The organism is Thermosporothrix sp. COM3 (genome assembly GCF_059696735.1).
The window spans coordinates 2,946,002-2,961,641 of the sequence record NZ_AP019376.1 but is presented as its reverse complement, the minus strand read 5'-3'; the positions used below and the strand labels follow the sequence as shown (position 1 = coordinate 2,961,641).

General features: G+C 50.9%; 14 protein-coding genes. 8 read left to right on the top strand and 6 right to left on the bottom strand.

Going from position 1 to position 15,640, the window contains the following annotated elements:
• Positions 1 to 276: 276 nt before the first annotated feature.
• Both KTH_RS12800 and KTH_RS12795 read right to left on the bottom strand, forming a co-directional pair.
• Positions 277 to 1,092, bottom strand: coding sequence for a sugar phosphate isomerase/epimerase family protein (locus KTH_RS12800; protein WP_497619067.1), 816 nt, complete (start codon positions 1,090 to 1,092; stop codon positions 277 to 279).
• A 215-nt stretch (positions 1,093 to 1,307) separates the two neighbouring features.
• Complete coding sequence (locus KTH_RS12795; protein ID WP_497619065.1) at positions 1,308 to 3,824, bottom strand: APC family permease; 2,517 nt, start codon at positions 3,822 to 3,824, stop codon at positions 1,308 to 1,310.
• Positions 3,825 to 4,052: 228 nt separating this feature from the next.
• Between KTH_RS12795 and KTH_RS12790 the strand changes: the two genes are divergently transcribed.
• The 3 genes from KTH_RS12790 to KTH_RS12780 all read left to right on the top strand — a co-directional run bounded on the left by KTH_RS12790 (position 4,053) and on the right by KTH_RS12780 (position 7,070).
• Positions 4,053 to 4,523, top strand: a complete 471-nt coding sequence (locus KTH_RS12790) for a P-loop NTPase family protein (protein WP_111325045.1) — start codon at positions 4,053 to 4,055, stop codon at positions 4,521 to 4,523.
• A gap of 68 nt (positions 4,524 to 4,591) precedes the next feature.
• Positions 4,592 to 6,448, top strand: coding sequence for a tetratricopeptide repeat protein (locus tag KTH_RS12785; protein WP_111325044.1), 1,857 nt, complete (start codon positions 4,592 to 4,594; stop codon positions 6,446 to 6,448).
• Between the two features lie 454 nt (positions 6,449 to 6,902).
• Positions 6,903 to 7,070, top strand: a complete 168-nt coding sequence (locus KTH_RS12780; RefSeq protein ID WP_170142850.1) for a hypothetical protein — start codon at positions 6,903 to 6,905, stop codon at positions 7,068 to 7,070.
• Between the two features lie 62 nt (positions 7,071 to 7,132).
• Here KTH_RS12780 and KTH_RS12775 read toward each other — a convergent pair whose 3' ends face one another.
• Together KTH_RS12775 and KTH_RS12770 are read right to left on the bottom strand one after the other, a co-directional pair.
• Positions 7,133 to 9,553, bottom strand: coding sequence for a tetratricopeptide repeat protein (locus KTH_RS12775; protein WP_170142849.1), 2,421 nt, complete (start codon positions 9,551 to 9,553; stop codon positions 7,133 to 7,135).
• Between the two features lie 601 nt (positions 9,554 to 10,154).
• Complete coding sequence (locus KTH_RS12770) at positions 10,155 to 10,898, bottom strand: class I SAM-dependent methyltransferase (RefSeq protein ID WP_111325042.1); 744 nt, start codon at positions 10,896 to 10,898, stop codon at positions 10,155 to 10,157.
• Between the two features lie 220 nt (positions 10,899 to 11,118).
• Between KTH_RS12770 and KTH_RS12765 the strand changes: the two genes are divergently transcribed.
• The 5 genes from KTH_RS12765 to KTH_RS12745 all read left to right on the top strand — a co-directional run bounded on the left by KTH_RS12765 (position 11,119) and on the right by KTH_RS12745 (position 14,682).
• Positions 11,119 to 11,514 (top strand): Het-E N-terminal domain-containing protein, encoded by a 396-nt coding sequence (locus KTH_RS12765; RefSeq protein WP_111325041.1) that lies wholly within the window; start codon positions 11,119 to 11,121, stop codon positions 11,512 to 11,514.
• A gap of 511 nt (positions 11,515 to 12,025) precedes the next feature.
• Positions 12,026 to 12,181 (top strand): hypothetical protein, encoded by a 156-nt coding sequence (locus KTH_RS12760; RefSeq protein ID WP_170142848.1) that lies wholly within the window; start codon positions 12,026 to 12,028, stop codon positions 12,179 to 12,181.
• 98 nt (positions 12,182 to 12,279) lie between these two features.
• On the top strand, positions 12,280 to 12,741 hold the full coding sequence (locus KTH_RS12755; RefSeq protein ID WP_137686305.1) for a hypothetical protein: 462 nt from the start codon (positions 12,280 to 12,282) through the stop codon (positions 12,739 to 12,741).
• A gap of 917 nt (positions 12,742 to 13,658) precedes the next feature.
• Entirely contained in the window at positions 13,659 to 14,216 is a 558-nt protein-coding gene (locus KTH_RS12750; RefSeq protein ID WP_111325039.1) for a hypothetical protein, read from the top strand.
• Between the two features lie 31 nt (positions 14,217 to 14,247).
• Positions 14,248 to 14,682: a hypothetical protein gene (locus tag KTH_RS12745; protein ID WP_111325038.1), complete on the top strand. Its 435-nt coding sequence runs from the start codon at positions 14,248 to 14,250 to the stop codon at positions 14,680 to 14,682.
• On the opposite strand, the gene KTH_RS12740 is transcribed toward KTH_RS12745, so the two are convergent.
• Both KTH_RS12740 and KTH_RS12735 read right to left on the bottom strand, forming a co-directional pair.
• A complete protein-coding gene (locus tag KTH_RS12740) occupies positions 14,669 to 14,824 on the bottom strand; it encodes a hypothetical protein (RefSeq protein WP_497619057.1) in 156 nt (51 codons plus the stop codon). The genes KTH_RS12745 and KTH_RS12740 overlap by 14 nt on opposite strands.
• Positions 14,825 to 14,983: 159 nt before the next feature.
• On the bottom strand, positions 14,984 to 15,448 hold the full coding sequence (locus tag KTH_RS12735) for a hypothetical protein (RefSeq protein WP_111325036.1): 465 nt from the start codon (positions 15,446 to 15,448) through the stop codon (positions 14,984 to 14,986).
• Positions 15,449 to 15,640 lie beyond the last annotated feature (192 nt).

Here is a 15,640-nt window from a genome sequence, read left to right as displayed (position 1 = left end):
CCTCCCTGTTTTCTGTGTAAAAAGCACAAAATAGAGTCCTGGATGCATCCATGCTTAAAAATATTTTTTGCTAGCATTAGTAGTATAAATACAAATATTACAAAAGTCAATATAGCTTGTTTTAAATGCAAAATAGTAAATAAAAACATTAAAAAAGGCATAAATATTATTTGGAATAACATGAGTCAAAGAGGATTGAGGCATATATTCATGCAACAATCCTGCCCTCGTCAATCGATAGGAGGAGAAGAAAGAAAAGCATCCAGGCAGAGGTCATTAATCCCTCAGTAAGTTCCTTATATAGTGGAGACTGCGCTGAAGCCGCGCAACTTCAACCTCGTTCCGCTGATCGATGGCGCGTGCTTCCAGGCTCAAAGCGCCATCGAAGCCGGCCTCGCGCAATTGCTGCATAAAGCGCCGAAAATCAATCTGTCCCTCCCCCGGATGGAGATACTGCCGCACCTCCTTTGCACTCAGATGACTGGCATAATCTTTCAGATGCACATGGCATACCAACTTTGTCCGCCAGAGCCATGAGGCGCTAAAAACAGCATCAAGCTGATGATGCCACGCCAGAAACTCCGTATCCAGAGCCACAGCAGCGCGAGGATCGTGGTCAACCACGCGCTTGACATTGGTCAGTGGGTCCGCATAGGTGCAGGGAATCGTCTCGATAGCCAGCGCAAGCCCATACTGCTCAGCAAGATCGAGACAACGCGGAAGGAGCCACAAATTCAGCTCTAACTGTCTATCGGAAAACGGCATTTCCCATAAATGGAGTACCACTGTACGCACACCAAGCAACTGCGCGAAGAGGCAATTCTGCTCAAAGCGCTGCACTCCCATCTCGCGCTCGCTTGTATCACTGCTTCCAAAACAGTCACCGATACTTTTTTCAGCGTGAAGCACCGGAAATACCAGCGCACTGGACCGCAGGAAACGAGCGACGCGCTGTATATCCTGATACCAGCGCGGATAGAAAATCACTTCCAGCCCGTCTGCATCCAATGTGGGGCCATAGCGCACAATAGCTTCATGACTGAGCGGATCAGATGTACGGGTAAAGGCTCCCGTTGAACACAATACTTGCATATGTCTCCCGATCACAAAAAGACAACAGAACGGAGAAACTCAGTAGAAAGAGGAAAGAAGCGGGACATCTACATTACAAGCATACACTCTTTTCTCACGCCTGGCAACCGGCCAGCTTCTCAGAGAGAAAGGCTTGTTTCCACGTTCGAGAAAAAAGGCAGCCTCGCCGATGTATCCGGTGAAGCTGCCAGAGAAGCGCTACGGAGAAGCCGTTTTCAATCTCGTGGCACAAAGCGAGGAATGGTTGTCACAACAATGCCAGGCCGCGTCTGGAGCGCCTTTTTGATCCGAAAAGCGGTCTGATTGTGCAACGGGTATTCCCACCAGTGCTCTACAACAAACTTTGGTAGAATCACAGTAAACGTATCTGTCGGATAGAGTTCACGTAACGTATCGACGTAGGCCAGCAGCGGACGCACCAGCGACCGATATGGGGACTCGATCACGACCAGCCGTGTTTCTTCCTCCTGCGAGAGGTAGCGTTGCAGTTGGAGCCAGCTATCTCGTATCTCCTCAATATCTTGCTCCTCAACCCCGACATGAACCGCTGTCACCGGTGAACAGATCGAGCGAGCATAGGCCAGACATTGCAGCGTGCTCCGGTCCAGTCCCGTGACAGGCACGATAAAACGGTGCGAAAACTGCTCCGGGCGTACTGGCTCACACTGCTGAGGTGGCATGATATCGGTGACCACAATGTCCGGGCTCGAATAGAGCGCTCCCTTCACTGCCAGGATATCCAGATGATGATGCAGCCGTTCTCGGAAAGAGAGAGCATCCGATTCGTGCAAGACGACCGTCAGCGTATCGTTGGGATACTGCGCTTGCAGTTGCTCCAGGTAGGCAAGCAAACAGCGTGAAAACGAATGGCAGGCTGGTTCAACCAGAGACAGGGGAACGCGCTCATCCTCGCTCAACGAGCTCTGCCACGTGTTCCAGCACTCAGATAAGGCGGCGGCTCGCTTCCTGTCAAACGCCACATGGACCGCCGTGACCTGCGGCGTGATCGAGCGAGCATATGACACACAGTATTGCGAGATCGCATCTAACGCCATCACAGGAACAATAAAGCGATGACTGAGCGTCTTAGGCCGAAGCGGAATCTCTGTGGTGCGTTCTCGCTGAACACGCAGGTAATGCTGACGAATGCTGAGAAACAGCCAGACAAACAGCGGAATACAGACGACGACGATCCAGGCCCCTGCCAGAAACTTCGTCACACTGATCACCAGCGCAACCAGCAGCGTCACGCTGGCCCCGAGACCATTCATCAGCATGTGATGCAGCCAGTGACGATCACTGTGACGCCGCACCCACCAGTGACGAACCATCCCGCTTTGCGAGAGCGTAAACGAGATAAAGACGCCGACCGCATAGAGGTTAATCAGGGACGTCGTATCGCCCTCAAACACCATTAAGAGCAGCGAGGCAACCGTTGCCAGAAACACGATGCCGGTCGAGAAGGCCAGACGATCACCACGAAAGGCAAACTGATGAGGTAAGAACAGGTCTCGCGCCAGCAGGGAAGCCAGCCGCGGGAAATCAGAGTAGCTGGTGTTGGCAGCCAGCGCCAGGATCAGCAGCGTCGCGATCTGGAAAATCGGGTAAAAAAAGAAGAGAGGGCCATTGAACACCCGCTGTGCAATTTGACCGATAACGGTCGGGTTGCCTGTCGGGCTGACTTCGATCCGATAAGCCATCGTGAGCGCTGTAATCCCGAGGAAAAGCCCGCCCAGAATGATCGCCATCCAGGTCAGCGTAATCGACGCGTTGCGCGTTTCGGGTTTCTTAAAGGCCGGGATACCGTTCGAGATCGCTTCTACGCCGGTCATTGCCGAACAACCAGCAGAGAAGGATTTCAGGATCAGAAAAAGCGATAGTGGTTCGACCGCCGCAACATACGGAAACGGCCCGATCAAGGGGCGCTGTTCAATTACAAAGGATTTGACCACGCCAACCACAATCATCAGCAACGCGCTCCCGATAAACAGGTAGGTCGGCGCGGCGAAGATGGAACCGGATTGGCGGATCCCACGCAGGTTAATGATCGTAATCAGGATAATCAGCGTCACATCGATACTGACGATATCAAAAGCCGATGACAGGATAGGAAACAGAGTCGCAAGCGAGAGCACTCCTGCCGAAACGCTCACCGCGACTGTCAGCACATAGTCAATCATCAACGAGGCCGCAGCGACAAGCCCGGGCACTGTGCCCAGATTCTCCCTCGCGACTATATACGAGCCTCCCCCTGAAGGATAGGCTGGAATTGTCTGGCGGTAGGAGAGCGCCACAACGCACAGCAGGCCGACGATAATACAACTGATCGGCAGCATCACCCATAGATGGCCCGAGCCCGCCGCGATCAAGGATGCCAGCATTGCTTCAGTCGCGTAGGCCACAGACGAGATCGCGTCGGAAGAGAGCACGGCAAGCGCCTTTACTTTCGTCAAACGCTCGGTTGCGGCCCGGGCTGTCGGGAGCGGCGGACCAATGAATATCCGCTTTAGCCATCCCCAGGCGCTATGCGGTTCCTCTGTTTCCTCGGTTGCTTCAAGCACTCCATAGTGCAACCGCCGAAACGCATGCTGATGAGGAAGCACGATCCGCACCCGCATATCCCCCGGACGGCTTCCCTGCCGCAACTCCGGGCGCATCAGCAGCGACGGATCTTCCTTATCAAAGAACATCTCTGGCTGGCTGTTCTTTTTCTCTCTATTCTGTTCAGTCATAGGACGTATCCTCTTTGCTTCTCCGTTCGTATTGGTGAAACGCCGCAGGCCAACAGAAGGTTACCAGAAGCGCTGGCAAGCCGCTTCATCCCCCGGGGCAACCGAACCCGGTTCCCCTCGGAAGGCAGCTCTCTCCGGAGAAGAGGTGATAGCCCTTTTTGTGCATTGCTTTGAATTTCTGCTGTGAGGATCGTATATGCCAGTAGAAGATGAAAAGGAGAACAGATTATGGTGCTTGACGACTGGAACGCAATTATCAAGCAAGCGGAGTCTCGGCGATTTATTGGAAGAGAAAAAGAGCTTGAGACATTTCGTTATCACATCAATGCATCCAATTACTTGATATTCTACATCTGTGGACAGGGCGGCGTCGGCAAGACAACGCTCATGAAGCGATATGGTGAGATGGCTCACGAGTTCGGCTTTCTGGCTGTGACCTCCGACGAGCAACAGAAAACGATTCCCGAGCTACTCGGCCATTTCGCTCACCAGCTTGCCGAGCACAATATCCATCTCAAGAAGTTTGAGAAGCGCTACAAAACCTATCAGCAGAAGCGAGAAGAGATTGAAAACGACCCGAGCGCTCCTCAAGGAATCATCGGGATGCTTGGGCGTGGAGCCGTGAAAGTCTCATTTACCCTCGGCGATGGCGTTCCTATGCTGCGCAAAGGGCTGGAATATCTACCACAGGAAAAATAGAGGATCAGGCTTCGCTCTGGCTCGAATATCTGGTCAAAAAACTGGGCAATAAGGACGAAGTCGCACTGATGCGGGATCCTGAGGGCATACTGAGCCCCCTCTTCTTTGAGGATCTCAAGGAGACGCTCGACAAACATCATAAAAGGGTGCTGCTCTGCTTTGATAACTTTGAGCAGACGCGGAAAGAGCTACAGGACTGGCTCCTCAAGCTTCGTGAGTATAAGCCGCAAAGAGTCAGACTGATGATTGCCAGTCGGAGTGCTCCCGGCACGCGGTGGGACTACCTGCACCGCATTACACAAACGATCCACCTCAACGCCTTCACAGATATGGAAGCTGAAGCGTTCTTGAACAGCTACCAGATCTTTGATGCTCAAAGACGTGCTGAAATCAAGGAAGCTTCTGAGCGTCTGCCTGTCATGATGAGCTGGATGGCAACAGCGCTCTTGGAGAATGAGGATAGTGCGGTTCCGGTAAAAGATCTCATTGACCGCTATCTTCGTTGGGATACCGATAACTCATTCAGACGCGTGCTGCTCACCCTCGCCTTCCCTCTGACCTTCAATCAGGACATCCTTCAGGTGCTGTATCCGGAGGTGCCTGCTGACAAGATAGAGTACCTGTTCAATCAGGTTATCGAGCAACCATATGTTCAGGAAAAAGCCGAAGGCAAGAGCTATCACCCGATTATACGAACGAAGATGCTTGAGCACATCCATCATCTCAGCCCACAGCTTTTCGCGGACACACACACTCGTCTGGCCCAATACTATGCGCAGCAACGGGAAAAATACCCACGGCAATGGAGAAGCAAGACCTGGCGTACGCTCACCCTCTCCTATGTCTATCATTGGTACTGTGCCGATCCCGAAAATCACTGGATTGATATCATGAACCTCTTTGCCATTGCGCTCTATGAACAAAAATCATTTGCGCAGGAAATACTCCAACGCTGCCAACCGAAAGAGCTCGAGAAGCACATACCGCATACACAGCACAAGCTGATACACTCTCTTCTCAAGAGCATGGAAGAGGCCGGGGAGCAGCCGTATTATACTTCCGAGATGCTTCATACTCTCTCCCGAATGCAAGAACTGTCTTCGCACGCACACGCCTGCCTTACGGCCTGTCTTGGAATACGAGCCTATGGAGAGGTCAACTATGCGCAAGCAATCGACTACTTTACTCAGGCCATTGCCAGCATGCCGGAAGAAAATCTACTGCTCTTCGGTCGTGGTCTTTCCTTCTACTTCCTCCAGCAATATGATAACGCTCTCTCTGACTTCAACCTCCTCCTCTCCCTTGAGCCCAACGATACAGGTGCTCTCCTCTTGCGCGGCCTGTCATTCTACTACCTCGAGCAATATGATAACGCCCTCTCTGACTTCAACCTTTTCCTCTCCCTCGAGCCCAATCATGCAGGTGCTCTCTTCTGGCGCGGTACTCTTTATAGAGAAATGGGGGAATATGAGAAAGCGCTTCATGACCTGAACGCAGCTATAGCTCTGGGATATAATTGCTATCAGGAACGAGGCTTAATCCACAGCTATCTAGGAAAATATGAAGAAGCGCTCGCTGATTATACGCAAGCGTTAGCAGACGATCCCGGTGAGGCTGGCATACTGTATAATATTGCGGTAGTGCTCGTTCGATACAAAGGGCCGGATGAAGCAGCACAGGCGCTCTCCGAAGCACGGGCTGCTCTGTTACAACTTCAGCAGGAGGAGAAAGGAAGCGCTCTCTACGGCCTGGGTGGGCTTGAAGCGCTTCAAGGAAACCACGAACAAGCCCTCTCGCTGTTACGAGAAGCGTTTCAAGAACCAGATACAGAACCTCGCGATTGGGTCCGCCACGATATCGCCTGGCGGGATCTCCGCAACCACCCGGATTTTCAGAAGCTCGTTTATGATGAGCCAGCATTATAAATCAGTGCAGGCAAAGGCTTCCGAGGGAAGATGCCAATAGCTCTTCTCAAGGAAGCCTTTCTTCTTTTCTCCTCATAAAGCGCCCCGGTACAACAAACACCTATCGAGAAGCAGAAAACACATCCGCATAGAAGCATACAAGCAAGGGATAACATCGCCTGGATACTGTATTTCTCGCCTGAGGCATGGTATACTTGTTATGAGACGAAAGGAAGCGAGGAAGCGCACGAAAACATCACCACATAGCACTATATTCGGTGTCGTGAGGATTCTGGCACTGGCGCTGAGTGCATTTCCTTTCCATGCCGTTGACTTCTCTGCACCTGAGATTGATACACATCTATCTACCGCAAAAAGTCAGGCTTGTTGATCGTCGTCTCTCGATGGGTTAGCGCCGGATCCGATAGGCGTTACCAGCAGTATGGATCACTGCCACGAAAAAGGAGGGAAACCTATGCCTCATTTTGAAGCAAGCACACAATGGCACGATGAAGCCCTTCACGTATGGAGCCGCATACATACCATTTCCTTCACCCTCTCTGATTATGACGGCGACGACAACGACGATGATGATGTTGATGAAAGTGAAGAGTCTAACAGTGATAAAAGACTTCTGGACTAAGTTAATTTCGTTTGAGTGAGTAATGCTCACTCAAACCTTCTATTCTAGAGACAAACCAGCATCTATTGAATGTCCTTTTCATCATTTTGCCTCAAATTATATTGCTTCTTTAATGTGTTCGCCTCATCATCCCTACCTCGTTTTGCTAGAAAAGTCGTATAATTGAGAGCAACTTGCATTGTATCTGGATGGTTTGTACCTATCAGTTTCTCACTCAAGCTGATTGCTTCCCTGTACAGGTTTTCTGCCTCTGTATCCCTCCCCTGCATATCATATACTATTGCCAGATTATTAAGGCCTGTCACTACATCAGGGTGCTCTTTCCCATGCACCTTCTCCCAAATCATTAGTGCTTCCTTGTGCTGTTGCTCGGCCTCTTCATATCTTGCTTGCATCCTGTAAAGCAGGCCTAGATTATTTAAACTCCTTGCTATCGAGGGATGCTCTTTTCCGTATATTCGTGCTCGAATCTCCAGTGCTTCCTTGTATATTTCCTCAGCTTCCGTATATTTACCCTGGTCTCTGTACACTGATCCCAGATTGTTCAGACTCGTCGCAACCGAAGCATGCTCTTTCCCATATTGCTGCCTTTTTATCTCCAAAGCTTCCTTATACAATCTTTCGGCCTCTGTATATTTTCCTTGCTCTCTATACAACCGCCCTAAATTATGCATACTTTTCGCTACTGAAGAGTGCATACTTCCATATATATTTCTCCGAATCTCCAGTGCTTCCTTGTAGAGCTTTTCTGCTTCATCTTGTAATCTCTGTAATTTATAGACCAACCCAAGATTATTTAGTATAGTTGCCACGGTGTGGTGCGTTCTTCCATACACCTTTTCTCGAATGCTGAGAGCTTCCTTGTAGTATTGCTCTGCCTCCGTATACATTCCCTGTTCTTTACAAACCAACCCCAATTTATTCAGGGTTCTCGCGATTGACGGATGCTCTCGCCCATGTACCCTCTCCTGAATTTCTAATGCCTCCCTATATAATTTTTCCGCATCACGATATGCCCCCATACGATACCAATGGGTACCTAGCAAAACACTCCATGAGATAAAGTTATCCTCTTCATTTCGGTCTTTTGCATCTTGAATGAACTTCATAGCGTGAGCTTGTAAGGGTACCAGCTTTAATGGAGATGCCCCCGCATTGATCCTCTCCACTTCTTGAAAGAGACTATGTGCTATTTGCTCACGTGCTGTTCTTCCCTCGTTCCCTGATTGCCCATCTTCGTCTATATTCGCCAGTACAAAATAGACAACCAGTCGATGCATACGCACAGTATTCTCTTTCATTTGTTCCAGCAATCCCAGATCGAGCAAGCGCTTCAAAGCATCTTCAGCAAGCAATACTTGCTCTTCATCCGCCACTGCTTTGTTATCAATGACCGCCGCTTTCAAGAGTGTTGTCGGAATTGGTACTCCGGCAAAGCACCATGCCGCACATGCCAGAATCTCTTTTGCCACTGCATCACATGTTTCCTCTCCAAGCCGCTCATAGCTCATGGCAAACGTACGGGCGACATGAAGTTCATGCTCAGTTGGAGAATAATGAATGCCCCTTCCCTGTAAGGACCGATGCTGCAATTTCTGTTGCCGTACCTGCTGGATATATTGACTCGGAAATACTACATCTCGATAGATTCGCAAGTAATTGCCTGCCAGGCTCAAAGCCAGAGGATGATCACCTAATTCTTCAGCAATCTGTCCGGCCTCTTCTGCGGACAGGTCGGATCGGTATTTCCACAATAGTGAAATACTTTCCGCCCGTGGCAACGCTTCGATAAGCACAGTCTTAACTCCCCATTCTGGAGACCACTTCTGTCTGCGACTGGTGACAATAATATGGCATCCTCCACCGCGCGGCTGCCATTGTTGCAATATCTCCTCATCCTCACAATTATCAAAGATCAACAGACGCGGCAGGGAAGTTTGCCATGCTTGCCGAATCCATTGCACCTGTGTTTCTGGCGGCAGCGTTGCACAACGTGTCTCCACTTCAGGCAGGAGCGCCCCACGACATTGAAGCACTTCCGCGAACATGTTCTCAGGTCTGGAACAATCGAGCCAGAATACACCACCTGCAAAATATGGCCCATACCGATAGACAAACTCAGTTGCGAGCTGTGTCTTACCAATTCCGCCAATTCCTGTAGCAGCAGCAGGTCCTCGATAGCCTATCGCAACAGTTTGCTCTCCCTTAATATGGCGAGCAAGCGATTGTAATTCGCGTTCACGTCCTGTGAAAAGTATATTTCGCTGCAATGGCATACGAGATCGGGCAGGTAAGCGTTCTGGTGCAGGCTCCGGAAGCTCGTCAACGGGCAGAGTTGCAAGCAACTGCTTTGCAGACTCCAAAATAGCTGTATCCGGCTCCAGATCAGGCGGTAACGATGGCATGTGTTGCAAAACCGAAAGCTGAGCGGTCCCACCTCCCTGTACAATTGCATTGAAATTGCCAGTAATTCGCTGTTCCATGCGTGCTTCTTGTTCGTCCATGAACAGGTCTCCTTACACCGATACCTCGTATGTTAGAGACTGGCCGACTTTCACAGTAGCATGACTTTCCTCCTGTACCGGAGCGTGGTAGCCTCCGGCAGACTTCCACACCCTTTCTAATAGCGCTTCGTGTTCTCCCCTACAGGCTTTTATCCCATCCAAACATAGCTGTTTGCTCTGTTAAAAGTACCTGGAATACGAGGCTTGACTACTCTATCTCTTACTCACAAATAAGATATGCTTCTATTACTATATATATACGATTTTTCTTTTTCTTTCCATACTCATGCCAGGCTGCCAGCATTTATTCTTGATATTTCTTTTCCTCTTGCTACATAACCAACTCGCAGTGCGAAAGAGAGGCAGCTTCTTTTTTCAAGCTGGAAGATTTCCTGTGGAAGGGGTTGCATTCTCCCCATGATTTTATGCAACTGAGGGACATGAGGACTTTAGCTCTCAGGGGATGCTCTCTTCTTCTGAAAAAGGGCTCAGCGCTGAGCATTCAGACAAAGGAAAGTGTTTCATAGCTCAGTCTGAGCCCGGACATGGCATCCTCACGCAACCGCGAAGGCGCGTCGCTTTATTGCTTCTCGTTCTTGCGAGCGGAGATCAACAGGAACATCGGGCGGCGCGTTTCGTCGCGCATTTCAGGCTGTGCCTCCTGCATCTCTTTGGTTGGCCCCGGCTCGGCAACTCTGGTAATCGTAAAGCCCACATCAAGCAGCGTATTCATATAAGTTGCAATCGTGCGGTGATATTTCACCACATCATTCTCTAAAAAGCGGGCCTGGCGCAGTCCTTCATCCTGATAACGGTCGACGGGCCAATGCAGACGCTCACCGTTCGGCCCATAATACCAGTCCTGAGCTGGCAACGCGGTAAAAATCGGGTGCTCAACCGAGAGGACAAACGAGCCTCCTGGCATAAGACAGTGATACACTTTCTGGCAGACACTATCAAAGTGCTGCACATAGTGAAATGCGAGCGAGCTCAAGACCACATCAAAGGAGTTCGCCGGGAAATCAATATCCTCAATAGCTACCCGTCGATACTCAATGGCGTCATCGTGGGTCATCTCTCTGGCTCGCTCTAGCATCTTCTCGGAGATATCAACCCCCACTACATGGCGCGCATGCTGTTCTCGTGCATAGCGACAATGCCAGCCAAAGCCACACCCGAGATCGAGCACGTTTTTCCCTTGCAAATCGGGGAGAAGAGAGCGAAGAACCGGCCATTCACCCGCTGCCTCAAGCCCGCCCACCGAGCGAGGCATTCGGCTATAATTCCGGAAAAATCCAGGATCATCATATTTGTTCTGTTTCATAGAACCAATGCCACCTCTTTTTTTCTTTTTCTGCTTCCCACCATGTATGGTGACAAGCGCGCCTGTCGCTTCTTGCTTCAGGCACCGTAGACTATCGTATCACTTTTGGTCAAGCGCTTCCTCCCTTACCAAAGTCCGGCCCTCTCTTTCATAAAGAAGAGAGAACTACGTCTATAGAAAGAGAATGCAATTTCTACTTCTATAGAGGAGAGAAAAAAGGATGGATGTCGTTACACAGGCGTTAGTAGCGGCCCTGACCGCGCTTGCTTCAGGTATAGGCCAGAAGGTGATTGATGAGGGATATAATGCCCTGAAAGCGCTCATCAAAAAGAAACATGGCGAAAAGAGCGATGTCAGCCAGGCGCTGGAGGCGCTTGAAGCGAAGCCGAAGTCGACGGGACGCCAGGCAACGCTACAGGAAGAGCTGGAGGCGATCCATGCCGATCAGGACGAAGAGCTTGTGACGGCCGCACGCCAGCTTCTGGCGGATATCAAGCAGGTGCCACAGGGCGCTCAGATGGTTCAGCAGATCACCGGAAATTACAATGCCGTCGTTCAGGGAGGAGGGAGCGCTACCGTCCACGTGAACCAGCACCCCAAAGACCAACAGGCATAAGGAATCACATAGCAATCATCCTGGCAAAGCCAAAGAGAGAACATCTCGGAGAAAGCTGTGCTCTTGTTGAATGGAGCACAGCTTTTCTCTCCGCATAACGAGAGCGTATCCCCTTTTGTCCGACCTCTTCACACACAGAAAAGCGCTCACGAGCAGGGTCGCTTGCTATCGACCGCCGCCGATCTCAAGAAGCACGCTCTTCGTGCAGGAAGCAACAGGCGCGAGCAGCCATAAGACACCCTACACATCCATTGTTCTTGCATGCTGTATCTCTTCCACCCTTACCTGCACCGGGGAAAGCGCATCATTGCATTATAAAGCCAGAGAGCAGGCAGCGATCCTGTCAACAGAAAGCATTCCAGCAAACAACAGATCTCTTTTCTCTACAGATGAAGATAGACATAAAAGGAAGGAATGCATAGTACAAAAAGAAGCAGCTCGTAGAGCAAATGTATTATGTCAGAAAGATCTCTCGCAACCAGGGCAGGAAAAGCAAGCGAAGCAAGGAAAGATGGATAGTCAGAAACATCAGCGATACAGAAAAGTGATTCGTTCGTTCAAACCAGTAGACCGGGTTTCAACCCGGCTGGGACCGCTCTCCATGAGCGATACCAGCGGAAGCCCGACGTGTGAGGGTGTGCATCTCGGCACGCGGGCTTCCCCGTAACAGGCAGAAGTTGCCTGTTGTCATTGTAACACAGGTTTGCAGAACAGCAAACGGGTTGCAGCAAGAAGTAGATGAAGCTCAAAGAGGAGAAAACGGCCATGCTTGTACAAGACATCGATGGCAATGTTGTAGAGGTAAAGCGGCATCAGAACGGCCTGTCGGTCAATGATATCCCGGCACGCATTCTCTTCGTTGCCCCACTCCTTGACGAAGACCCACTGATCGAGATCACAGCACCAGGAGGGATTATCGTTCAGATGCAGCCACATCAATATGCGGATCTCATCGGGCCCATTTCCAAAGAGGAACAGGGCTGGATCTGCGCCACACTGGACAAGCTGCTTGCCGATCAGGCAGAGGAAGAAGCCGAACTGGACAAAGGAGCACCTGTCGTAACGCTGGACACGCCTATCTATTGTGGTGGTCCACACTCGTTCTCGATCCCGCAGACCAACCGGGCCACGCTTTCCGAATCAATCGGAAGACCTCATCTCTATCTGCTGAAAGGGCTCTGCACCGCATGTGAAGGCGGGCGAGCAACAAGCATAGAACAACAATAACCACGACACGCAACGGGAGACGATAGCCCATCATTTCCACGCACACACACACAAAGGGGGTCTGCAAATACATTCCTTGCCACCACCAAAAGCAGACCCTCGCCCGCCCATCGTAAAAATACACCCCCTTTGCATTGCCGGGACCACCAACCAAAAGCAGACCCTCGGTATATCACTCAAGCCGCTCTCTGAGCCTTTTCACGGGCTTTTCTCTTCGCTTGTACTTGCTTTTTTCTCGACAGCCGGGGGAATCCAAAGCAGACCCTCGGTATATCACTCAAGCCGCTCTCTGAGCCTTTTCACGGGCTTTCCTCTTCACTTGAACTTGCTTTTTTCTCGACAGCCGGGGGAATCCAAAGCAGACCCTCGACGGCCAGGGGAAAATACACCTCCTTGCATCACTCGGAGGCTTTCAGGCAAACGGACAAAGCACACTGGGTCTTGTTACTCCCAGGCGGTTGAGTACAGTTTCGCTTTCGCTATGTTGCCAACGCCATAAGCAGGCAGCCAGGGACAAGCGGCTTCTGGATTTGCATTCTGTCCCGCTTTTTCAGTATGCTGAAGAAAGAGCGATCGATCTGATCAGCCACCTTAGCAGCTTTCTCTACTCATTATGAAGGGATGTCATGCAATGTCATCTCAGATGGTGTTCTATCCGGTGGCAATAAGCGCCCCCTCCCTGAACGGTGCTCCTGGAGAGGGCAAACATTGAGCGCTCTGTCCATCGCTTCTATCAGTCCGAGAGGTGCAAGATGTATGCACAGAGCAGGCTTATTGCACGCAACAGGTTGCAGGCTCTTGAAGTATCTCGCATCTTCTACGCAGTACGCGGCGTTTTGCCTCTTATTCGACAAAACAAATACTTGAAAAACAGTTTGCACTGACAGTACAATACAAGAGAACGGAAGGGGAACGTGATGCGAGCACAGGAGATAGAGCAGTATCTACAGGCGTTAGATCAAGCTTTAGTAGATCAAGGGATCATCACTCCTTTGCCGGTGTTATTGCTTGGTGGAGCTTATATTGCTATCACCGTGAATACGCGTCGAGCAACGAATGATATTGACGTATACCCTTTCATCGGAAGCGAGCGCGATCAGGCAACCGGCATACCCCTGGCCGTTGCACTTCATCAGGCGATCCAGATGGTGGCTGAACGTCTGCATCTGCATCCACTCTGGTTCAACACCATTCGTCTGGGTGCCTTACAACCCTCCGGGTATCTGCCCCAAAAGCGCCGGCCGTGGCGAAAGTATCGAGTCCTTGAAGTCTCCCTTCCCGAGCCCGAGTATGTGCTGCTTCAGAAGCTACTGGTGCATCGCCAGAAAGATCGGCCTGATATCAGCGCACTCTTTCGGCTGCTCGGGATCACGGATTATGCTTCAGCGCAGGCGCTTCTTGATCGGTATATCTCTCAGGGAGAACAGCAACAACGCCGCTTACCGCTCCTGTTGCGTTCCTACTTTCGAGAATGATGGGTCAGCATGATGAGAAAGGAGTGTGTCCATGCCGATGCGGTTAGGAGAGCCCTTACAGACAATAGCGCGTGTCTATGAGGACATCTGTGCTGGTGAGGAGCCGTGGGTTGCGCTGGGTAATTTCTTGAATGATTGGTTTCTCTATGCCACTGACAGGCAACGGGACCTGATCGCGGAAAGGCCACGCTTCCGGGCTCATCCGACACTTATAGAGCGCCGTTGGGCCTGTTTTCTGGCAGCAACCGTTGAATACCTCTGCCAGCTCTACGCGCTACCCTGCCCTCGTTGGGTCTTTGAGAGTCCAGAAGCACAGGCACTGGATACGCCGTGGTACGATGTTCACTATCTCGACCCCGAGATTCAGCAGTGGCTTGAAGAAACAACGCCCGAACCGTTTCGCCGCCGAAACATCTATTGTGGCGGTCAGCTCTTTCTCGACAAGCGGGAAATTATCGCCCTGTAGCACGTCGCAGGGGCGCAAAACCGGCAAGCGTCTTCGGCCCCCAGAGCAAGGGTGACAGAAGCACCATTGTGATGCTTCCACTCAACACTGGATCGTAATGCGAACCATACACAGGAAAGAAGAACTCGCTGACGTTGATCATGCAATGAAAGAGTATCACGGCAATCCTGGTATTGTTCGAGATCCAGAACATCACAATGCGCAGCCCGATCGCGGAGAGACACTGACCCACAATCCAGACAGGCGGATGGATTGAAAGCCAGGGAACAAGGTGAAAAAGCGCCCAGGATCAGGGCAGATGTCAACGCGCTCCACCTCGCTTGCAGGCGGGGCGCAGCATACCCCATCTAACCGACCTCCTCGCAGAGTGCCGTAAGCAAGAAGAGCCAAAGAAAGGCAGAACCAGCAAAACGGGGAGAGATGGAGCGGGCAACGACCTTCCCAGAAGGAGCATCACCCCATATGCAAGCGCCATGAGACACGGATTGAAGAGCAGAACAGGCACATACCAGATCGGGCGCGTGATGATTTTCGCATCGAACCCCCACACAAACAGCCGCTTTATGCTTCCGGTCCGCTTCTCTCGGGACAGCAGCGTCGCCAGCATCGGGCACACGGCTTGAAGGGCGCTGGCCGGGAGAGGGAACGGCAGTGGCAGGTGATCCACGAAAACGCCAGGCAGCCAGAATGGAAGAGCCAGCGCGAAGACAAGAACAAAGAATGCCAGCAACGACCTTGTATCTTCTTGATTGTGGTGATGCACCATATATGCACTACTTTCTCCCTACCGATTTTCATCTTCATGTACTTGCCTTGCAGAAGAGATACGGAATAACATTTCAACTCTCTATGGAGAGGCAAATATGATAAAACTGAATACGCTTATCCAATATTGCTCAACATCTCCTTCACATCGGTTCACAGCATCTTCTATCATTCTACTATATCTACCTTTTGT